General features: G+C 69.3%; 17 protein-coding genes. 15 read left to right on the top strand and 2 right to left on the bottom strand.

Annotation, left to right across the window (positions count from 1 at the left end; all coding sequences use genetic code 11):
* The first annotated feature begins 31 nt into the window (after positions 1-31).
* Genes OZ671_RS15610 through OZ671_RS15580 form a run of 7 tightly spaced genes read left to right on the top strand, consistent with a single transcriptional unit; the run spans position 32 to position 8,570 of the window.
* A complete protein-coding gene (locus tag OZ671_RS15610) occupies positions 32-1,081 on the top strand; it encodes an ABC transporter substrate-binding protein (protein ID WP_268861607.1) in 1,050 nt (349 codons plus the stop codon).
* A complete protein-coding gene (locus OZ671_RS15605; protein ID WP_268861606.1) occupies positions 1,081-2,733 on the top strand; it encodes an amidohydrolase in 1,653 nt (550 codons plus the stop codon). Before OZ671_RS15610 ends, OZ671_RS15605 begins: the two co-directional genes overlap by 1 nt.
* Positions 2,726-3,562 carry an ABC transporter permease gene (locus OZ671_RS15600; protein WP_268861605.1) on the top strand — a complete coding sequence of 279 codons (837 nt, stop codon included), beginning with the start codon at positions 2,726-2,728 and terminating at the stop codon, positions 3,560-3,562. The genes OZ671_RS15605 and OZ671_RS15600 overlap by 8 nt, the downstream gene beginning before the upstream one ends.
* Entirely contained in the window at positions 3,559-4,353 is a 795-nt protein-coding gene (locus OZ671_RS15595; RefSeq protein ID WP_268861604.1) for an ABC transporter permease, read from the top strand. The genes OZ671_RS15600 and OZ671_RS15595 overlap by 4 nt, the downstream gene beginning before the upstream one ends.
* A 1-nt stretch (position 4,354) precedes the next feature.
* Positions 4,355-5,464, top strand: coding sequence for an ABC transporter ATP-binding protein (locus OZ671_RS15590; protein ID WP_268861603.1), 1,110 nt, complete (start codon positions 4,355-4,357; stop codon positions 5,462-5,464).
* Between the two features lie 11 nt (positions 5,465-5,475).
* Positions 5,476-6,942 (top strand): M81 family metallopeptidase, encoded by a 1,467-nt coding sequence (locus tag OZ671_RS15585; protein WP_268861602.1) that lies wholly within the window; start codon positions 5,476-5,478, stop codon positions 6,940-6,942.
* Positions 6,943-6,986: 44 nt separating this feature from the next.
* Positions 6,987-8,570: an ABC transporter substrate-binding protein gene (locus tag OZ671_RS15580; protein ID WP_268861601.1), complete on the top strand. Its 1,584-nt coding sequence runs from the start codon at positions 6,987-6,989 to the stop codon at positions 8,568-8,570.
* On the opposite strand, the gene OZ671_RS15575 is transcribed toward OZ671_RS15580, so the two are convergent.
* Positions 8,489-9,673: an AraC family transcriptional regulator gene (locus OZ671_RS15575; protein ID WP_268861600.1), complete on the bottom strand. Its 1,185-nt coding sequence runs from the start codon at positions 9,671-9,673 to the stop codon at positions 8,489-8,491. The genes OZ671_RS15580 and OZ671_RS15575 overlap by 82 nt on opposite strands.
* 120 nt (positions 9,674-9,793) lie before the next feature.
* On the opposite strand from OZ671_RS15575, the gene OZ671_RS15570 reads away from it, so the two are divergent.
* A complete protein-coding gene (locus OZ671_RS15570) occupies positions 9,794-11,308 on the top strand; it encodes a flavin-containing monooxygenase (protein WP_268861599.1) in 1,515 nt (504 codons plus the stop codon).
* 65 nt (positions 11,309-11,373) lie between these two features.
* Positions 11,374-12,315 (top strand): alpha/beta hydrolase, encoded by a 942-nt coding sequence (locus tag OZ671_RS15565; protein WP_268861598.1) that lies wholly within the window; start codon positions 11,374-11,376, stop codon positions 12,313-12,315.
* Between the two features lie 64 nt (positions 12,316-12,379).
* Here the strand turns inward: OZ671_RS15565 and OZ671_RS15560 are convergent, their stop codons facing one another.
* On the bottom strand, positions 12,380-13,159 hold the full coding sequence (locus tag OZ671_RS15560) for a class I SAM-dependent methyltransferase (RefSeq protein WP_268861597.1): 780 nt from the start codon (positions 13,157-13,159) through the stop codon (positions 12,380-12,382).
* A 261-nt stretch (positions 13,160-13,420) separates the two neighbouring features.
* On the opposite strand from OZ671_RS15560, the gene OZ671_RS15555 reads away from it, so the two are divergent.
* The 6 genes from OZ671_RS15555 to leuB all read left to right on the top strand — a co-directional run bounded on the left by OZ671_RS15555 (position 13,421) and on the right by leuB (position 19,703).
* The gene (locus OZ671_RS15555) at positions 13,421-14,284 is read left to right on the top strand and encodes an ABC transporter ATP-binding protein (protein ID WP_442957087.1); all 864 of its coding nucleotides are present in this window, start codon (positions 13,421-13,423) and stop codon (positions 14,282-14,284) included.
* Positions 14,285-14,301: 17 nt separating this feature from the next.
* Positions 14,302-15,087 (top strand): ABC transporter permease, encoded by a 786-nt coding sequence (locus OZ671_RS15550; protein ID WP_268861596.1) that lies wholly within the window; start codon positions 14,302-14,304, stop codon positions 15,085-15,087.
* Between the two features lie 53 nt (positions 15,088-15,140).
* Positions 15,141-16,253 carry an ABC transporter substrate-binding protein gene (locus tag OZ671_RS15545; protein ID WP_268861595.1) on the top strand — a complete coding sequence of 371 codons (1,113 nt, stop codon included), beginning with the start codon at positions 15,141-15,143 and terminating at the stop codon, positions 16,251-16,253.
* Between the two features lie 37 nt (positions 16,254-16,290).
* Positions 16,291-17,697, top strand: a complete 1,407-nt coding sequence (leuC, locus tag OZ671_RS15540; RefSeq protein WP_268861594.1) for a 3-isopropylmalate dehydratase large subunit — start codon at positions 16,291-16,293, stop codon at positions 17,695-17,697.
* The gene (gene leuD / locus OZ671_RS15535; RefSeq protein ID WP_268861593.1) at positions 17,694-18,317 is read left to right on the top strand and encodes a 3-isopropylmalate dehydratase small subunit; all 624 of its coding nucleotides are present in this window, start codon (positions 17,694-17,696) and stop codon (positions 18,315-18,317) included. The genes leuC and leuD overlap by 4 nt, the downstream gene beginning before the upstream one ends.
* A 249-nt stretch (positions 18,318-18,566) precedes the next feature.
* Positions 18,567-19,703 (top strand): 3-isopropylmalate dehydrogenase, encoded by a 1,137-nt coding sequence (gene leuB / locus OZ671_RS15530; RefSeq protein ID WP_268861592.1) that lies wholly within the window; start codon positions 18,567-18,569, stop codon positions 19,701-19,703.
* The last annotated feature ends 1 nt before the right edge of the window (position 19,704 follow it).

Genomic DNA, 19,704 nt, shown 5'->3' with positions numbered 1-19,704 from the left:
CGACGCACTTGCGCTTGCGCTTGAGACTAACGTGCAGCAGCCCGTCCAGCGACGCCAGCTGCTCGCCGCGCTCGGCGCGGCGGGGCTTGCCGGCATTCTGCCTGCCTCGGCGCAGATCCGGCGCCTCGTCGTCTGCAACTGGGGCGGCGACGCGCTGAAGCACCAGCCCACCGCATGGGGCCAGCCGTTCGAGCGGCAGTCGGGCGTGAAGGTCGAGTTCGACGGCTCAGGCCCGAGCTTCGGCAAGATCCGGACCATGGTGGAAAGCCGGAACGTCGTCTGGGACGTCTGCGACGCCAATCTCGCGGCCGCCTACAATCTCGGCCGGCGCGGCTATCTGGAGCCGATGGACTGGAGCCGCGTCGACCGCAACAAGGTGCGGCCCGGCTTCTACAACGACTGGGGCATATCGCATTTCCTCTACAGCTTCGTTTTGACCTACGACCGGCGGCGCTATGGCGACAACCCGCCGAAGAGCTGGGCCGACTTCTGGAACACCAAGGACTTCCCGGGAACCCGCACGCTCCCCGACCGCATCCTCGGCGCGCTCGAAGGGGCGCTGATGGCGGACGGCGTCGCCGCCGAGCGGGCGACGATCTATCCGATCGATGAGAAGCGGGCGCTGGAGAAGATCCGGGCGATCAAGGCCAATACCGTGTTCTGGAAGACCGGCGCGGAAAGCCAGCAGCTGATGCGCCAGGGCGAAGTGTCGATGGGCATGCTCTGGCACACCCGCGCCGTCGTCATGCGCCGCGAACGCAACAGCCGGATCGACTTCACCTGGAACCAGGGCATCCTGATCCCGGCCGGCTGGCTGGTGCCGAAGGGCAACCCCGCCGGCGCCACCGTGTTCGACTTCATCGCCTCCACCCAGTCGCCGGAATCGCAGGTCGAGCTCCTGCGGCTGATGGGCAACGGCCCGGCCAATCCGGCCGCCTCCGCGCTGGTGCCGGCGGAGCTGAAGCCGGACAATCCGACGGACGAGGCCAACATGGCCGTCCAGCTGCTCGCCAACCCGGAGTGGCACGGCGAGAACCAGGACCGCGTCTACAACGACTACGTCAAGGTCATCGCCGGCTGATGTCTGATACCGTCGACCTGGTGCTGACGCGCGGGCGCATCGCGACGCTCGATGCGACAAGGCCCTTCGCGGAAGCCCTCGCCATCGGCGGCGGGCGGATCCTTGCCGTCGGCAGCGACGGCGAGGTCGCGCCCTATGCCGGCCGGGCGGCCCGTGTCGTCGATCTCGGCGGCGCCTTCGTCATGCCGGGGCTCGTCGACAGCCACTGCCACCCCGACGGGGAGGCCGCCAAGCGCAGCCGCTGGCACGACCTGTCGACGCTGAGCGGCAGGCTCGACGATCTGTTCGCGCGGATCCGCGCCTTCGACGCCGCCGCGCCGGCCGGCCGCTGGTTCCTCGGCTACCGCTACGACGAGCAGGCCGTCGGCGGGCGCCACCCGACCCGCGCGGAGCTGGACGTCGCCGCGCCCGGCCGGCCGGTCTTCCTGCTCCGGCGCGACGCCCATGTCGGCATCGCCAGCAGCGCCGCCTTCGCGCTCGCGGGCATCGCGACACGCCATCCCGCGGCCGCTCCGGACCAGGTCGCTGTCGACGGCGGGGGCGAGACCACCGGCCGTACCGGCGGCCGCATGACCCAGCACGTGGTGAAGGTCGCCAATGGCGGCCAGGGGATCGGCGACTTCCTTGCCGGCTTTCCTTTTGTGTTCGGGGAAATCGCTTCCTTCGGCATCACCGCCGTTCACAATGCGCTCACGGCCGCCGACGCGATCGATGCCTATCGCCGGCTCCACCAGGACGGCCGCCTGCCGATCCGCGTCGCGATCATGGCCGACGGCCGCGATGAACAGCTGCTCGACCGGCTCCTCCGGTCGGGTCAGCGCTTCGGTGCCGGCGACGCGCGCCTGCGCCTCGCGGGTGTCGAATTCGGCTTCGACGGCAGCACCGGCGGCCGCACCGCGGCCTATCACCGGCCCTACCGGCCGGTGCCGGGGGATGACGGCGAAACCAGCGGCTTCGTCAACTATGCGGCCGAGGACATTGCCGAGAGGGGGCGGGCGGTGCGCGCGGCCGGGCTGCAGTTCTGCCTCACCGGCAATGGCGACCGGGGCATCGACCTCGCGCTCGACGCGATCGCGGCGAGCGCGCCGGCCGGCGCCGGCGGCCCTCCCGCCCGGGTCGAGCACTGCTGCTGCATGCCGCCGGCGACGCAGGCGCGCTTTGCCGCGAGCGGCACCATCGTCTCGTCGGCCGCGGCCTTCCTGCACGATCTCGGCGACAGCTATCTCAGCCAGCGGCCGGAGAGCGATCATCCCTGGCTCTGGCCGCACCGTTCGATGATGGCGCGCGGCGCGCTCGTCTGCGCCCATACCGACGCGCCGGTCTGCGGCCGCAGCCCGTTCACCACGATCGCGGCCATGGTGACCCGGCGCACCTGCTCCGGCGCGCTGATAGGGCCTCATGAAGCGATCGGGCGGCTGGAGGCGCTGCGCGCCTACACCACCCATCCGGCCATCGCCGCCGGCCTCGGCCATGAGCTCGGAATGCTCTCGCCCGGCCGTCTCGCCGACATCACCGTGGTCGATACCAATCTCCTCGCCTGTCCGGACGAGGCCATCGCGGCAGCTTCCGCGGTCATGACCATCGTCGGCGGCGCGATCATCTTCGACCGCGCCGGCGCCGGGCGGCCCAAGGCATCGGCCCTCCATGAGTGACAGCCGCTTCTCCACCTCCTGGGCCCTGGTTCTGCCCGCCCTCGCGGTCACGGCGGTCTGTTTCGCCGTTCCCGTCGCCAATGTCCTCAGGCTGTCCTTCGTCGAGCCGGCCGCAGGCTTCGGCAATTATGTCGAGCTCGTCGCCGAGCCGCTGTACCGCTCCATCGCCGCGACCACGCTGCGCATGGCGCTGGCGACCACCGCGATCAGCGTGCTGCTCGGCTATCTCGTCGCCTATGTGATCGCCCATACCGCGCCGCGCCACCGGCAATGGCTGCTGCTCGCCGTGCTGATGCCGTTCTGGCTGTCCGTGCTCGTCCGGGCCTTCGCCTGGGTCGTCCTGCTGCAGCGCGAGGGCCTGGTCAATGCCGCGCTGATGTCGCTCGGCCTCGTCGACCAGCCGCTGGCGCTGCTGCGCAACGAGACGGGCGTGCTCATCGGCATGGTGCACTACATGGTGCCCTATGCGGTGCTGCCGCTGCTCTCGACCATGATGGGCATCGACCATCGCCTGGTGCCGGCCGCGCGGGCCTGCGGCGCCGGGCCGGTGCGCAGCTTCCTCAAGGTGTTCCTGCCGCTGTCCCTGCCCGGCATCGTCGCCGCGACGATCCTCGTCTTCATCCTGTCGCTGGGCTTCCTGGTGACGCCGGCGCTGCTCGGCGGCGGCAAGGTGGTGATGGTCGCCCAGTATATCGAGTTCGGCATCAGCGAGACCCTGAACTGGGGCATCGCGACGGCGCTTGCCACCTGCCTCCTCATGCTGGTCGTGTTCTCCCTGGCGCTCGTCGCGAAGCTGGTTCCGGCCGACAAGCTGTTCGGTGCCAAATGACCCTCGTTCCCTCGGCCTGGTTCCAGTTCTGGCGGATCATGGCGGTGGGCGTGCTCGCCTTCCTGGTGCTGCCGGCGCTGGTCGTCGTGCCGGTGTCGCTGACCGACACGACATGGCTCGCCCTGCCGCAGAACGGCCTGTCGCTCGACCATTGGCGCACGCTCGCCAGCGAGCCGCTCTGGCGCGACAGCCTCGTCCGCAGCGTCGTGGTGGCCGTCGTCTCGACGGCCCTGTCGGTGATCCTCGGCACGCTCGCGGCCATCGGCTGCCGCAACCTCGCGCCCTCGATCGCCGGCCGGCTGCGCCTCGCCCTGCTGCTGCCGATGATCGTGCCGGGGGTGGTCGCCGGCCTTGCCTGGTACCGCATGTTCATTCCGCTCGGACTGCTCGACACCTATGCCGGCGTCGTGCTCGCCCATACGGTCGGCGGCATCCCGCCCGTCTTCGTCACCGTCTCGGCGGCGCTCGCCGCCTTCGACCCGCGGCTCGAACAGGCCGCCCGCTCCATGGGCGCCGGCACCGGCATCGTGCTGCGGCGCGTGCTTTTTCCCGCCGCGCTTCCGGGCATGGCGTCCGGCGCCGTCTTCGCCTTCATCGCCTCCTGGGACGAGGTGGTGGTGCTGCTCTTCATCACCAGCCGCCACGTCTACCTGCTGCCCCGCGCCATCTGGGACGGCATCAACGAGAATGTCGACCCGGTCATCGCTGCGGTCGCGACGCTGATGATCCTGGTCACCGTGACGGGGCTCCTGATCGTGCAATGGCTCGCCTGGCGGGCCGGAAGGAACTGACATGGCCGATCCGCAGGATCTGGAGGTCGTCGATCTCGTCAAGCGCTATGGCGGCGTCACAGCGCTCGACCGCGTCAGCTTCACCATGGCGGCGGGCGAGTTCCTCACCCTGCTCGGCCCGTCCGGCTCGGGCAAGACGACCACGCTGATGGCGATCGCCGGCTTCGTCCAGCTCGACAGCGGCGAGATCCGGATCAGCGGCCGCAACTTTGCCGGCGAACCGCCCGAACGGCGCGGCTTCGGCGTGGTGTTCCAGGGCTACGCGCTGTTTCCGCACATGACGGTCGCCGAGAACGTCGCCTTCCCGCTCGACGTGCGCGGGCTCGGCCGGGCCGAGCGCGACGCCGAGGTCAGGGCGGCGCTCGAGCGCGTGCAGCTGCTGCCCTATGCCGACCGCAAGCCGCGCGCCCTCTCCGGCGGCCAGCAGCAGCGCGTCGCGCTGGCCCGGGCGCTCGTCTACAAGCCGAAGGTGCTGCTGCTGGACGAACCCTTGAGCGCGCTCGACCGCAAGCTCCGCGCGGAGCTGCAATGGGAGCTGCGCTCGCTCCACCGCGATCTCGGTGTCTCCTTTCTCTACGTGACCCACGACCAGGAGGAGGCGCTGACCATGTCGGACCGCATCGCCATCTTCGAGCGCGGCCGCATCGTCCAGCACGGCACGCCCGAGACCCTGTTCGAGGCGCCGGTGAGCCATTTCGTCGCCGACTTCTTCGGCCGCAGCAACTTCTTCCCCGCCACGGCCCGGGCGGCCGAGGGCGGGGCCATCCGCGTCGCCTGGGAGGGCGGCGAAAGCGCGGTGCGCCGGACCACGGAGATCGCGCCCGGCGCCGCGGTCCAGGTGGCCATCCGGCCCCATCGCATCCGCCTCGCCGAGCCGGGCGCGGCCGCGCTCACCGGCGTCGTCACCGAGCGGTCCTATGTCGGCAATGTCCTGCACTGCCTCGTCCGCACGCCGGCGGGAACCGTCGTTCTCATCGAATTGCCCGCGGTGAGCGGCTATAGCGGCGCGCCCGAGATCGGCCGGACGGTCGGCCTCGCCTTCGACACGTCCGCCATGGTCGCCGTGCCGGAGGGCGGCCCGGCGCCGTCCCCGGCCCATCGGGCGCAGTGAAGGGCATTGCCATGAAGATCGTCTCAGCCGTCATCGCCCACGAGACCAACACCTTCTCGCCGCTGCCGACCGGCCTCGACCGCTTCGGGCCGGGCGGGCCGCGCCACGGGGCGGAAGCCCTTGCCTGGGTCAAGGCCGGGCGCCGGTCCATGACCGGCATGCTGGCGGTCGCGGAGAAGGCCGGGGCCGAGGTGGTCATGGCGGTGGCCGGCAATGCCCAGCCCTCGCGCGCCGTCGACGAGGCGGCCTACGAGCAGATGGCCGATGCCCTCTGCCGCGCCGTGCGCGAGGGCTGTGACGCAGTGTTCCTGGAGCTTCACGGCGCCATGGTGACGAGCCATCTCGGCGATGGCGAGGGCGAGCTGCTCGCCCGCGTCCGCGCCATCGCGCCGGATGTCCCGATCGCCGTCGCGCTGGACCTCCACGGCAATATCTCCGCCCGGACGATCGAGAACTGCACCACGCTCGTCGGCTACAGGACCTATCCGCATGTCGACATCGTCGAGACGGGCGTGCGCGCGGCCGAAACCCTCATTGCCGCGATGCGCGGCGAGATCCGCCCGACGCTCGCCTATGCCCATTGCCGCATCATGCCCAACATGATCCGCATGGCGACCGACAGCGGCGCCATGGCCGAGATCATGGCGATGGCGGCCAAGGCTGAGGCCGACGGCGCGCTCGCCGTCAGTGTCTTCGGCGGCTTCCCGCTGGCCGACTGCGCCGACACCGGCATGTCCGTCATCGCCATGACCGACGGCGACGCCGCCCGGGCCGAGGCCATCTGCGAGACGATCCGCAAGGCCGCCTGGGCGCGCCGGGACGCTTTCCAGATGGCGTTCGAGCCGCTCGGCGACACCATTGCCCGGGCCCGGCGGGCGACAGCCGGGCCCGTGCTTCTGGTCGACCATGCCGACAACTGCAATTCCGGCGGCACCCAGGATTCCATGGACGTCATCGCCGAGGCGCTCGCCCAGGGCCTGACCGGCATCGCCGCCGGGCCGATCGCCGATCCCGTGGCGGTGGCGCGCATGATCGAGGCCGGGGTCGGCGCGGTCGTCGAGCTGCCGGTCGGCGGCCGGACCGACCTGTCGCCGGTCGGCGGCTCCTGCGGGCCGCTGACGCTCCGGGGCACGGTCCGCACGATCTCCGACGGCCGCTTCACCGTGCGCGGGCCGGTCTTCACCGGCTCGGTCATCGACCTCGGCCGCACCGTGGTGCTCGATACCGGGGCCCTGAAGCTGATCGTCAGCGAGGGACGCTGCGAGCCGCTCGACCTCGCCATGTTCCGATTCGTCGGCATCGAGCCGACCAGCGAGCGCTACCTGATCATCAAGTCGAAGATCCAGTATCGGCCGACCTTCGGCGCCATTGCCGGCGAGATCCTCGAATGCAACGGCGCCGGCTATGCCAGCCTCGACTATTCGAAGTTCGATTTCCGCAAGGTCCGGCGCCCGATCCATCCCTTGGATCCGCACTGAAGGCGCCGGTCCGGGACACCAGAAACCGAGAGGGGGACTAAACCATGAGGCGCAGGGATTTCGTGATGGGCGTCGCCGCCGGCGGCGCGGTGTCCGCGCTTTCGACGCCGGCGCTGGTCCAGCCGGCCGCCGCGCGCATCCTGCGCTTCGTGCCGCAGGCCAATCTCGCCCACCCCGACCCGGTGTGGAGCACGGCCACCATGGCGACCATCAACGGCTTCATGATCTGGGACACGCTTTATGGCGTCGACCGGACCCTGACGCCGAAGCCGCAGATGTGCGAGGGCAGCGAGGTCTCGGACGACGGGCTGGCCTGGACCTTCACGCTGCGCGAAGGCCTGATGTTCCATGACGGCGAGCCGGTCCGGGCGGCCGACTGCGTCATGTCGATCCGGCGCTGGGCCGAGCGCAACCCGTTCGGCCAGCTGCTCGCCGCGCGCATGGACGAGATCGCGGCGCTCGACGACAGGCGCTTCCGGATCCGGCTGAAGCGGCCCTATCCGCCCATGCTCTATGCGCTGGCCGGCACCTCCGCCTGTTTCATGATGCCCGAGCGCATGGCCGCGACGCCCTCGAGCAAGGCCATCACGGAGTTCGTCGGCAGCGGGCCCTACCGGTTCCTGCCGGACCAGTGGGTTTCCGGCGTGAAGGCCGAATATGCCCGCTTCGACGGCTATCGGCCGCGACAGGAAGCTCCGGACTGCTATGCCGGCGGCAAGGTCGCCCATTTCGACCGGGTCCACTGGTCGATCCAGCCCGACCCGGCGACCGCCGCGGCGGCGTTGCGGACCGGCGAGGTCGACTGGGTGGAGCAGCCCCTGCTCGATCTCGTTCCCTCGCTCAAGCGCGCGCGCGGCGTGAAGGTCGAGCCCTTCGATCCGATGGGCACGGTCTATATGCTCGTGTTCAACCACCTGCAGGCGCCGTTCAACAACGAAAAGCTCCGGCGTGCGCTGCTGCCGGCGGTGGACCAGGCCGATTTCGTGCGCGCGATCGTCGGCGACCAGGACGATCTCGGACGGACCGGGGTGGGCTTCTTTCCCTTGGGATCGCCTTCCGCCTCGACGGTCGGCATGGAGGCCTTGACGAGCCCGCGCAGCATCGCCCGCGCCCGGGAGCTCGTGGCCGCGTCCGGTTATGCCGGCGAGCCGGTCGTGCTGATGGAGCCGAGCGATGTCGCGCCGCTCAGCGCGGTCGCGCAGGTCGCTGCCGACCTGTTCAAGAAGGTCGGCCTCAATGTGCGCTCCGACACGATGGACCTCGCCACCATGGTGGCGCGCCGGAACAAGAAGGAGCCTGTCGACCAGGGCGGCTGGAGCTGCTTTCCCGTGCAATGGAACGGGCTGCCGGTCGCAACCCCGCTGAGCAACCCGCTTTCGGCCAGCGGGCCGAACGGCTGGATCGGCTGGCCGAGCTCGCCGGCGCGCGAGGCGCTGCGGTCGGAATGGCTCGACGCCGGCAGCGAGGCGGAGCGCAGGCGGGTCAGCGAGGCGGTTCAGCGCGAGGCCTTCGCCTCGGTGCCGTTCATTCCGGCCTGCCAGTACTATCAGCCCGCAGCGTTCCGCGACGACCTGACCGGCTTCGTCAAGTCGCCGTTCTCGGTGTTCTGGGGCGTACGCCGCGTCTGATGCGTTCCGGACGTTGAGCGGATGCGCGGTGGCGCGTCCGTCCAGACGAGTTCCGCCAGCGGCGCCGCGGCATTGCGGCGCAGCCGTTTCGGTGTCGCGCCGAACCAGCGCTGGCACGCGCGGGTCAGGACGGACTGATCGGCGAAGCCGAGGAGATCGGCGACCTGGGCGAGGCCGAGGCCCTGCTGAAGCAGCAGCTGGCGGGCCCATTCCTTGCGCGCGGCGTCGCGCAGATCCTCGAAGGCTGCGCCTTCGGCCTTGAGCCGGCGCTGCAAGGCCCTGGGATGCTGCCCGAGGACGCGCGCCACCGTGCCGAGATCGGTCATGTCGGTGCGCACGAGATTGCCGAGGACGTTGCGCACCTGGTCGGCGACGGGCTGCACGCGGGGCGGCGACAGCCCCATCAGGAAGCCGCCGACGAAGCGCTGCAGCAGCTGGTTGTGCTGCGGCGACCGGTCGTTGGGCGGCAGCGGCCGCCGCCAGGCCAGCGAATTCACCGAAACGCCGTCGAAGGCGGCGTTGAAGCGCGGCATCTGGCCGAGATGCCGGCAATATTGCGCCTCGCTGCCGATCGGGGCATGGCGGAAATGAATGGCGGCCGGGCGCACCGCACCGCCGGACAGGAGGACGAGCAGGCGGCACTGGTAGGACACGCAGATCTCGGTGACCTGCAACATTTCGGCATCCGCTTCGAGGCGCTGGAACACTTCCAGGCATTCCAGTTCGCCGCCGGGATCCATGAAGCTGCGGTAGCCGAGCGCCGAATTGTGGAAATAGACATAGCGCGCGCCCAGCATCATGGCTTCGCGGACGCTCGAGGCGGACTGCATGACCAGGGCCAGCAGGCCCAGCGAATGGACGTCCTGAAGGGCGCAGAGGCGCAGGCCGAAATCGGCCGTGGCGAGGTTGCGCGCCGCCATGTCGATCGCCCTGGTCACGTTGCGGTAGGGCAGCGAGCGGTCAGGATCGGCGAGGGCGGCCGGGTCCAGCGCGCAGGACCTGAGGATGGCGGTGGGATCGCCGCCAAGGCGGCTGACGAGGTCGCCGAAGCCTGCGAGGGCCGCGGCCCGGACGACGTTCAGATGCTTCGGATCGCCTTGCATCGGGCACCTGCTGTCGCGCGACATCAAAACCCTGTCACATGAAAGCAAGATCCGCCGGCACATTGAACCTATCCTTTCAGCCGGGCTCGCCTGCCCCAAAATCAGGAGGAGACAGGTCTCATGGGCACTCTTTCGGATACGGCAACCGGCCACGCGGCTGCTCCGGCCCTCGATCGCGCGGATTTCGATTTCCTCATCGTCGGCGCCGGCATTTCCGGCATCGGCGCCGCCTGCAATCTCCGGCAGCGCTTTCCGGAGGCGACATTCGCCATCCTCGATGCGATGGCCGGCTTCGGCGGCACCTGGTGGACGCACCGCTATCCCGGCGCACGCTCCGACAGCGACCTCTATACCTATGGCTACAGCTTCAAGCCCTGGCGCGGCCGGTCGATCGCGACCGCCGACGAGATCCGCGCCTATCTGGGCGAGGTGATCGCCGAGAACGATCTCGCGCCGCATATCCGCTACCGGCACAAGCTGACCGCGGCGGACTGGTCGTCGCAGCACCAGCGCTGGACGCTGACGGTGGTGCGCACCGACACCGACGAGACGCTGACGGTCACCGCGCGCTTCCTCTGGATGTGCGCCGGCTACTACGACCACGGCAAGGGCTACACGCCGCAATGGCGCGGCATGGCGGATTTCCAGGGTCGGGTGGTGCATCCCCAGCACTGGCCCGAGGATCTCGACTGCACGGGCCGGCGCGTGGTCGTCATCGGGTCCGGCGCAACCGCCGCCACCCTGATCCCGGCCCTTGCGGACAAGGCCGGCCATATCACCATGCTGCAGCGCTCGCCGACCTTCTTTTCGGCGGATCCGCGCACCCATCCGCTGGAGGAGCCGCTGCGGGCGCTGAACCTGCCCGACGACTGGATGCACGAGATCATGCGGCGCGCCCATATCGCCCGCGGCGCGGAAATCATCCGCATGTCGTTCGAGCAGCCCGACGATCTCAGGGCCTTGTTCATCGAGCAGGCCGGTGCCCGCCTGCCCGAGGGCTTCGACATCGACCGGCATTTCAACCCGGCCTATCGCCCCTGGCAGCAACGCATCGCGATCACGCCGGACGGCGATCTCTACGCCGCCATCCGCTCGGGCAAGGCATCGGTCGTGACCGACACGATCGAGCGTTTCGATGCGACCGGCATCCAGCTCGGCGGCGGCGCGCATCTCGATGCCGACATCATCGTCACCGCCACCGGCTTCACCATGCAGCTCTTCGGCGGCGTGCCGTTCAGCGTCGACGGCACGGCGGTCGATTTCACCCGGCGCGTCACCTGGCGCGGCGTGATGATCGAGGGCGTGCCCAACATGGCCTATGTCATGGGCTATTTCCGCTCGAGCTGGACGCTGCGGGCGGACCTGATCAGCGATCTCATGTGCCGCGTCATCGACCATATGCGGCGCGAAGGCCGCGCCGTGGTCGAGCCGCGGCTCACCGCGGCCGATGCCGGCATGCCGCGCCTGCCCTGGATGGATCCGGACAATTTCAACGCCGGCTACGTGATGCGCGCCCAGGACCGGCTGTTCCGGCAAGGCGACCGCGCGCCCTGGAAGCACCTGCTCGAATATGCCGAGGAGGCCGCCACCCTGCCTGCCGTGCGGCCCGACGAGGCCGCACTGACCTATCGCTGACGTCGGCCGCGGCCCTGCGGGGCCGTCACATTCAACGAAAACACGAAGTCCGGGGAGATACAGCCATGGCGCTCGACACCCACCTTGCCAATGTCCTTGCGATGCTCGCGGTCCCCGAAGCCAAACCCATGTCCGAGGGTTCGCCCACGGAAGGGCGCGCCTCCTATCGGGCGCTGACGGCCGGCACGCTCAAGCCCGAGGAGGTCGTGCCGGTCGCCAGCGTAGAGGACGCCATCGTCGATGGCGCGGCCGGCCCGTTGAAGGCGCGCCTCTACCGGCCGGAGGGCGAGGGCCCGTTCCCGACCGTCGCCTTCTTCCACGGCGGCGGTTTCGTCATCGGCGATCTCGACACGCACGACAATATGTGCCGCGACATCTGCCGCGGCGCGCGAGCGGTGGTGGTCTCGGTCGACTATCGCCTGGCGCCCGAACATCCCTTTCCCGCCGGCATCGAGGATGCGCTGGCGGCAACCCGCTGGGTGGTTGCCCATGCCGCGGCGCTCGGCGGCAGCGACCGCGTCGGCGTCGCCGGCGACAGTGCCGGCGGCAATTTCTCGGCCGTCGTGGCGCAGCAGCTGCGCGATGCCGGCATTCCGCTCGCGGCGCAGTTCCTGATCTATCCGGCCGTCGATCATGCCGCGGCCGTCTATCCGAGCGTCGAGGCGAACGGCAGGGGCTATCTGCTCGAAACCACCACGATGGCCTGGTTCTACGACCATTATGCCGGCGGCTTCGGCAATGGGTTGGATCCGCGCCTCGCGCCACTGCGGGCGGAAAATCTCGCCGGCCTGCCGCCGGCCCTGGTGGTGACCGCCGAATTCGATCCCTTGCGCGATTCCGGCGCCGCCTATGCCGAGGCCCTGCGCGCGGCGGGCGGCAAGGTCGAACACATGGCCGGCCCCGGCATGATCCACGGCTTCTTCGACATGGGCCGCTGGTCGCCCGCCGCCCAGGAGCTCATCACGCGCAGCACCCGTCGTTTCGGCGAGATGCTGCGCGGCGGCTGAAGGCAAGCCAACTTTTTTGACGCGTTTTCTTCACGCGAACCGGTGCCCACTTCGCTTGAAAACGCTATGGCAGGGGCGGGCGGCGCGCCGTGATGATCCAGGCGCGCGAATCGAAGAGCACGCCCTCGGCGGTCGCATGCGCCGCCAGCACGTGGCGCAGCCGTTGTGACAGCGCGCCGGGCGGCTCTTTCGTGTCTGCAAGCGCCTGCCTGACGAACTGGAAGCCGGCGACGGCATCGAATGCCGCGTCGACGTCCGGACCGTAAAAAACCGGCTCGCGCACCTCGGCAAAGGCGATCGCGGCAAAGCCGGCCGTGCGCAGAAGCTCCGTCGCGGCCGCGACATTGCCGAGCGAAAAGGCCGGCAGGGTCCTGGCGGCGGCGGCGTCCAGGCCCAGGGCCTCGCGGATGGCGACCGACCAGGCGTTGCGGTCCTGGCTCTGCCACACCATCCATGCCAGCCGGGCGCCGGGCCGCATCGCCCTGCCGATATTGGCGAAGGCCGCCGCCGGATCGGCGAAGAACATGGTGCCGAACCGGCTGATGCAGAGGTCGAAACCCGAGGCCGGGAAGGCATGGGACTGCGCGTCGCCCTCCTCGAACACGACATTGCGCAATCCGTCCCCGGCGCAGCGCTGCCGCGCGATCGCCAGCATGTCCGCCGATGTATCGATGCCGAGCACACGGCCGTCCACGGCGCGGTGGGCGGCCTCGCGTGCCGTCTGGCCGGCGCCGCAGCCGATATCCAGCACCCGGTCGGCCCATCCGACATCGGCGGCGGCCTGGAAGTGCCCATTGTGGCGGGCGAGTTCCGCGTCATAGAAGTCGGCGCAGTTCAAGGCCATCGCACTCACCTCGTCCGGTCCCGGCACGCTGAAGATCGCGCCGGCCCTATCGGCCCCATCCCGCGCCGGACTGCAAGGGGTCCCAAGGGTCGCCATGGAGGTCGCTGAGGATCGACCCCGCCACGGGATGCCTGCGCTCCGGTTTTCGGGGGTCGATCCAAGCCATCTCGAATGGAGATGGCTCATTGAGGAAGGATCACTTTTTGGAACGATGGTGCGGGTGCTAGCTTTCCTCAAAATTGCAACAGGGGGAATGTCATCTTGGCTCCTGCCGATGCCGCAACGTCGAAACCGGCATGGTCCGGAACGCTCCCGCAGGCCCCGGCCGGGCCAGCCGCCATCACCTTTCGACAGGTCACGCAGCGCTTTCGGAGCGCATCGGGCCAGTCCTTCCAGGCGCTGAGCGAAACCGACCTGACGATCGCCGACGGCGAGTTCGTCTCCATCGTCGGCCCGACCGGCTGCGGCAAGTCGACCCTGCTCAACATTGCCGCCGGACTGGCCGCGCCCGTCTCGGGCGAGGTCGAGATCTACGGCGCGCCGCTGACCGGCCGCAACGAGCGGGCCGGCTACCTGTTCCAGGCGGAGTCGCTGATGCCCTGGAACAATGCGATCGACAATATCAAGCTCGGCCTCGTCTTCGATGGCGTCGGCGCCGACGAGGCCGAGGAGCGCGCGCAGGACTGGCTGCAGCGCGTCGGCCTCGGCGGCCATGGCCACCGCTATCCGCACCAGCTGTCCGGCGGCATGCGCAAGCGCGTCGCGCTGGCGCAGGTGCTGATCAAGAACCCGCGCATCATCCTGATGGATGAGCCGTTCAGCGCCCTCGACATCCAGACGCGGACGCTGATGGAGAACGAGCTTCTGTCGCTGTGGTCCGAGGATCGCAAGTCGATCATGTTCGTGACCCACGATCTGGAGGAGGCGATCTCGATGTCGGATCGCGTGATCCTGCTGGCCGCCGGCCCGGGATCGCACCCGATCGCCGAATTCCCGATCGATCTCGAACGGCCGCGCGACGTCGCCGAAATCCGCCATACGCGCGCCTTTGCCGACCAGCACGCCATGATCTGGGACGCCCTGCGCGCGGAAGTGCTCAAGGGCTACGCCCAGTCGAAGCGCTGACGGCGCCGGGGCAGGACATGAAGAACCAGACAAGACTGCATTTCGGCCTCTACCACGCCGTCATCGTCGGCGGGCTGTTCGCGCTCTGGCAGGTGCTCAGCAGCCGCGGCCTCATCTCGCCGTTCTTCTTCGGCGAGCCGGCCCATATTTTCGGGGTCATCGGCCGCTGGTTCACCTCGGGCGAGATCTATATCCACCTGCTGGTGACGCTCGCCGAGACGCTGTTCGCCTTCGCGATCGGCGCGATCCTCGGCATGGTGCTCGGCCTCTGGCTGGCGCTGAGCCCGTTCTGGTCGCGCCTCTTCGAACCCTATATCAAGGCCGCGAACGCCATGCCGCGGGTCATCTTCGCGCCGATCTTCGCGATCTGGTTCGGCCTCGGCATCTGGTCGAAGGTCGCGCTGGGCGTGACGCTGGTGCTCTTCGTCGTCTTCTTCAACGTCTATCAGGGCGTGCGCGAGGTCAGCCCGACGCTGATCGCCAATGCCCGCATGCTCGGCGCCTCGAAGAAGCACATGCTGCGCTACGTCTATCTGCCGTCGGCGGCGAGCTGGGTGTTCTCCAGCCTGCACAATGCGATCGGCCTCGCCTTTGTCGGCGCGGTGATCGGCGAATATCTCGGGTCCTCGCGCGGCGTCGGCCATCTCATCCTGCAGGCGGAAAGCGTGTTCGACGTGAACACCGTCTTTGCCGGCATCATCGTGCTGTCGGCCTTCGCATTGACGCTCGATGCCGTCATGACGCGGATCGAACGCAAGGTCCTGGTCTGGAGCCCCAACCACGGAACCTCGTCGCAGGCCTAGCAGCCAGGAAGCCGGCCGGCGCAGACCCGCCGCACCAGCAGGGGAGAGGAATCATGACGACATCGCGCCATCCAGAAGCCGGCTTGCCCGGGATCGTTCACGCGCCCGCCGGCGGCCACGCCGACACGGCGGCGACCACGGAGGGAGCGGCGATCAGCCGGCGCGACGCCGGCCTCGGCCTCCTGTCGGCCGCCGCGCTGGGTCTTGCCGCGCCGCGCCGCGCGCGGGCTCTCGAGAAGACGGCCGTCACCATTTCGGTCGGCGGCAAGTCCTCGCCCAACTATCTGGTCCTGACGGCGGCCGAGCGGCTGGGCCATTTCCAGGAGCAGGGGCTGACCGTCGCGATCAACGACTTCAACAGCGGTTCGCGCGCGATCCAGGCCCTCGTCGGCGGCAGCGTCGATGCGACCGTCGGCTATTTCGACCATGCCGTTCACCTGCAGGCCAAGGGGCAGCGGATCAAGTCGATCGTCCAGCTCGGCCGGTATCCGGCGCTGGTTCTCGCCAAGCGGGCGGACCTTGCCGACCAGATCAAGGGCTATGGCGACCTCAGGGGACGTCCGATCGGCGTGACCGGCCCCGGCTCGAGCACGCATTTCCTGCTCAGCCACCTGCTGGAAAAGAACGGCTTCGCCAAGGATTCCGTCTCGGTCATCGGGGTCGGGGTCGGCGCCAGCGTGGTTGCGGCGATCGACCAGAAGCGGGTTGACGCGATCGTGCAGGTCGAGCCGGTCGTGACCATGCTGGCGCGCGACCGCAAGGTGGAGATCATGCTCGACACGCGGACGCCCGAAGGCACGCAGGAGATCTATGGCGGTCCCTATCCGGCGGCCGTGCTGCTCGCCGGCCAGAAGGCGATCCAGGACAATCCGGCGACGATGCAGGCGCTGGTCTCGGCCTTCGTCAAGACGCTGCACTGGATCGCCAAGGCGACGCCGGACGAGATCGTCGCGCTGATGCCCGCCGACTACCAGCTCGGCGACAAGCCGCTCTATACGGAGGTCATCCGCAACAACAAGGCGACCTATTCGCCGACCGGGGTCATGGACCTCGCGGCGGCCGAAACGGCCGTCAGGTTCCTCGCCGAGATGGACCCTGTCGTGGCCAAGGCGGCCATCGATCCCAAGGGCGTCTTCGACAACCGGTTCGTCGAGGCCGTCCGGTGACCGGGCGCCGTCGATCGCGCGATCCGGGAAACCCGTCATGAGCGCAAAGACCCTGTTCGCGCGCCTGTGGGAGCTGCATGTCGTCAAGCCGCTGGGCGAGGGCTACGACCTCCTGCATATCGACCGGCATTTCGTCCACGATCTCTGCGCGCCCTGCTTCGACGACCTTGCGGGCAAGGGCCGCACGGTGCGCAATCCCGAATTGACGCTCGCCACCGCGGATCACGCGGTGTCGACCCGCCCGGATCGCGCGGGCGCGCTGCTGGCCGGCGGCGGCAAGCTGATCGAGACGCTGCGCGCCGCCGCGGCGGCCTACGGGTTCCGCAATTTCGAGATCGGCGGCGGCCGGCACGGCATCGTCCACGTCATCGGCCCGGAGACGGGGCTGACGCTGCCCGGCGCGACCATCGTCTGCGGCGACAGCCATACCTGCACGCAGGGCGCGCTCGGGGCGCTCGCCTTCGGCATCGGCTCCTCCGAGATCGTCCACGTGCTGGCGACGCAGACCCTCGTCCAGCGCCGCCCGGCGACGATGCGGGTCCTGCTGACCGGCCGGCGCGGCTTCGGTGTCGAAGCCAAGGACATCATCCTCGCGCTGATCGGCGCGATCGGGACGGATGGCGGGGCGGGTCATGCGATCGAATATGCCGGCCCGGTCGTCGAGGCGATGACCATCGAGGAGCGGATGACCATCTGCAATCTCTCGGTCGAGTTCGGCGCGAAGATCGGTTTCATCGCACCCGACGAAACGACCTTCGCCTATCTGAAGGGTCGCCCCCATGCGCCCGAAGGTGCCGACTGGCAGGCGGCGCTCGCCCATTGGCGCACGCTGAAGAGCGATCCGGACGCCGTCTTCGACCGTGAGATCACGCTCGATGTCACGACGGTCGCCCCGCAGGTGACCTGGGGCACGAGCCCCCAGGACGTCGTCCCGGTGACCGCCACGATCCCCGATCCGGAGCGCGAGGCGCCGGGCGCCCGGCGCGAGGCCATGCGTGCGGCCCTCGACTATATGGGTCTGCAGCCGGGCGCTCCGATCAACGGACTGCCGATCGACTATGTCTTCATCGGATCCTGCACCAACGGCCGGCTTTCGGACCTGCGCGCGGCGGCCGGCGTCCTCCGCGGGCGCGGCCGCGTTCCGGCCCATGTCGCGGCCTGGGTCGTTCCCGGCTCCGAGGAGGTCAAGCGCGCCGCCGAGGCCGAGGGCCTCGATGCGATCTTCCGCGCGGCGGGCTTCGACTGGCGCCAACCCGGCTGCTCGATGTGCCTCGCCGCCAACGGCGAGACGGTGCCATCGGGCAAGCGGGCCGTCTCGACCTCCAACCGCAACTTCGTCGGGCGCCAGGGACCGGGTGCCCGCACGCATCTGGCGAGCCCGATCATGGCCGCGGCCGCGGCGCTCGCGGGCCGCATCGTCGACGTGCGCGAGATGGGAGCATGACCTTGCAGCCCTTCACTCGGCTCGAGGCCATTGCCGCCCCGCTGCCGCGCGCCAATGTCGATACCGACATGATCGTCCGCGTCGAGCGGCTGGTCGCGCTGCGCCGCGGCGCGCTCGGCCCCTATGCCTTCGAGAGCCTGCGCTATCATGCCGACGGCACGGAGAACGACGCGTTCATCCTCAACCGGGCCGGCTATCGCGCGGCGCAGATCCTGGTGGCGGGGCCGAATTTCGGCTGCGGCAGTTCGCGCGAATCGGCGGTCTGGAGCCTCTGGGATTTCGGCATCCGCTGCATCATCGCGCCAAGCTTCGGCGAGATCTTCGAGAACAACTGCATCCAGAACGGCCTGCTGCCGATCACCCTGCCGCATGAGATCGTTGCCGAGCTCGCCGCCGCGATCGCGCCCGGTTCGAACACGCCGCACCTGACGGTCGATCTCGGCGCCCGCACCGTGACGCGGGCCGGCGCCGCCCCCATTTCCTTCGCCATCGACGAGCGTTCGCGCGCCGCCCTGCTCAACGGCTGGGATGCGATCGAACTGACCTTGCGCGACGAAGCCGACATCGCGGCCTTCCAGGTGCGCGACCAGGCAAGCCGCCCCTGGATCTACCGCATCTGATGCTTGGGGCGGCGATTTCGTCGGGTGCCGGCGAAACGATAGCAGAGGAGTTCCTTGCTTCGCCGAGATGAGCGGCATCGGGCTTGGCCGTCCTTCGAGGCTCGCCTCAAAGCCACGCATGTCCTTGGAAGCTTCGTCCCCGTCCCATGCTCCGCGGCGGGACACCTGAACCTGTTTCCGGAGCCTTGCGGAAAGGCTTTCCGACCGGCTGCCGATGGCGGCCGGAAACCTATCGAACGGACTTTCTCCATGCCAAAAGCCGACACGCAAGATCTGGAACTTCTGGTCATCCCCGGCGATGGCATCGGGCGGGAGGTGACTGATCAGGCCTGCCGTATCGCCGAATGGTTCATCGGGCGAGGCATGAGGCTCAGCCTGCGCCGGATCGCCTTCGGCCTCGAGGTCTGGGAGCGCCACGGTTGCCTGATGACCGCTGAGACGCTCGCGGCGATCCGTGCCTCCCGGGCGATCCTGTTCGGCGCGATCGGCGGCGATGCCTATGACGATATTCCACTCGACATCGTGCGCTCGCAGGGGCTGCTGCGGATCCGCAAGGAGCTGGATCTCTATGCCAATCTGCGCCCGGTCCGCACCTGGCCGTCGCTCGAACCGATCTGCCCGCTCGTGCCGGCTCTGGCGCGCGGGGTCGATCTCCTGATCGTGCGCGAACTGGCGGACGGGCTCTATTATGGTGAGCCGCGGGGCATTTCGACCGATGCCGACGGCGCCCGGACCGGCATCAACACGATGCGCTACAGCGAAGCCAGCATCCGCCGCATCGTGCGGGCCGCGCTCGAGGTCGCGGCGACGCGGTCGGGCCGGCTGACCTCGGTCGACAAGTCGAACGTGCTCGAAACCAGCCAGCTCTGGCGGCGCGTCATGCTGGAGGAGGCAGCGGCGAGGCCCGAGGTCGCGGTCGCGCACATGCTGGTCGACAATTGCGCGCTTCAGCTGATGCGCCGGCCCGGCCAGTTCGACGTGATCGTCACCGAGAACCTGTTCGGCGACATCCTGTCGGACGAAGCCGGGGCCATCACCGGATCGCTCGGCATGCTGCCCTCGGCCTCGCTGCGCTTCGGCGGCAAGGCCGCCGGCCGGCAGGGGCTCTACGAGCCGGTCCACGGCAGCGCGCCCGACATTGCCGGCCGTGGCATCGCCAATCCGCTCGGCGCCATCCTCAGCCTCGCGCTCGCCTTCCGTTTCAGTCTCGACGCCCCGCAGGCGGCGGACCTTCTCGAGGCGGCGGTCGAAGCGGCGCTGGCGGATGGTGCGCGGACCATCGACATCATGCATGCCGGTGGCCGGCAGGTGGATTGTAACGGGATGGGCGATGCCGTGCTCGCGGCGCTCGACATCCTGGCGCCGGCCACCAGCGGGCGAGGCTGAA

It is taken from the genome of Phreatobacter sp. AB_2022a, from assembly GCF_026847585.1.
In the GTDB taxonomy this organism is placed as follows: Bacteria; Pseudomonadota; Alphaproteobacteria; order Rhizobiales; family Phreatobacteraceae; genus Phreatobacter.
The sequence above is the reverse complement of the archived record's forward strand: the minus strand, read 5'-3'. Positions and strand labels throughout refer to the sequence as shown.

Coding starts and splice junctions, on each gene's coding strand:
- leuC (WP_268861594.1), top strand. CDS start 16,291: ATGAGCGCAAAGACCCTGTTCGCGCGCCTGTGGGAGCTGCATGTCGTC.
- OZ671_RS15570 (WP_268861599.1), top strand. CDS start 9,794: ATGGGCACTCTTTCGGATACGGCAACCGGCCACGCGGCTGCTCCGGCC.
- OZ671_RS15605 (WP_268861606.1), top strand. CDS start 1,081: ATGTCTGATACCGTCGACCTGGTGCTGACGCGCGGGCGCATCGCGACG.
- leuD (WP_268861593.1), top strand. CDS start 17,694: ATGACCTTGCAGCCCTTCACTCGGCTCGAGGCCATTGCCGCCCCGCTG.
- leuB (WP_268861592.1), top strand. CDS start 18,567: ATGCCAAAAGCCGACACGCAAGATCTGGAACTTCTGGTCATCCCCGGC.
- OZ671_RS15590 (WP_268861603.1), top strand. CDS start 4,355: ATGGCCGATCCGCAGGATCTGGAGGTCGTCGATCTCGTCAAGCGCTAT.
- OZ671_RS15575 (WP_268861600.1), bottom strand. CDS start 9,673: ATGCAAGGCGATCCGAAGCATCTGAACGTCGTCCGGGCCGCGGCCCTC.
- OZ671_RS15595 (WP_268861604.1), top strand. CDS start 3,559: ATGACCCTCGTTCCCTCGGCCTGGTTCCAGTTCTGGCGGATCATGGCG.
- OZ671_RS15585 (WP_268861602.1), top strand. CDS start 5,476: ATGAAGATCGTCTCAGCCGTCATCGCCCACGAGACCAACACCTTCTCG.
- OZ671_RS15600 (WP_268861605.1), top strand. CDS start 2,726: ATGAGTGACAGCCGCTTCTCCACCTCCTGGGCCCTGGTTCTGCCCGCC.
- OZ671_RS15565 (WP_268861598.1), top strand. CDS start 11,374: ATGGCGCTCGACACCCACCTTGCCAATGTCCTTGCGATGCTCGCGGTC.
- OZ671_RS15560 (WP_268861597.1), bottom strand. CDS start 13,159: ATGGCCTTGAACTGCGCCGACTTCTATGACGCGGAACTCGCCCGCCAC.
- OZ671_RS15545 (WP_268861595.1), top strand. CDS start 15,141: ATGACGACATCGCGCCATCCAGAAGCCGGCTTGCCCGGGATCGTTCAC.
- OZ671_RS15550 (WP_268861596.1), top strand. CDS start 14,302: ATGAAGAACCAGACAAGACTGCATTTCGGCCTCTACCACGCCGTCATC.
- OZ671_RS15580 (WP_268861601.1), top strand. CDS start 6,987: ATGAGGCGCAGGGATTTCGTGATGGGCGTCGCCGCCGGCGGCGCGGTG.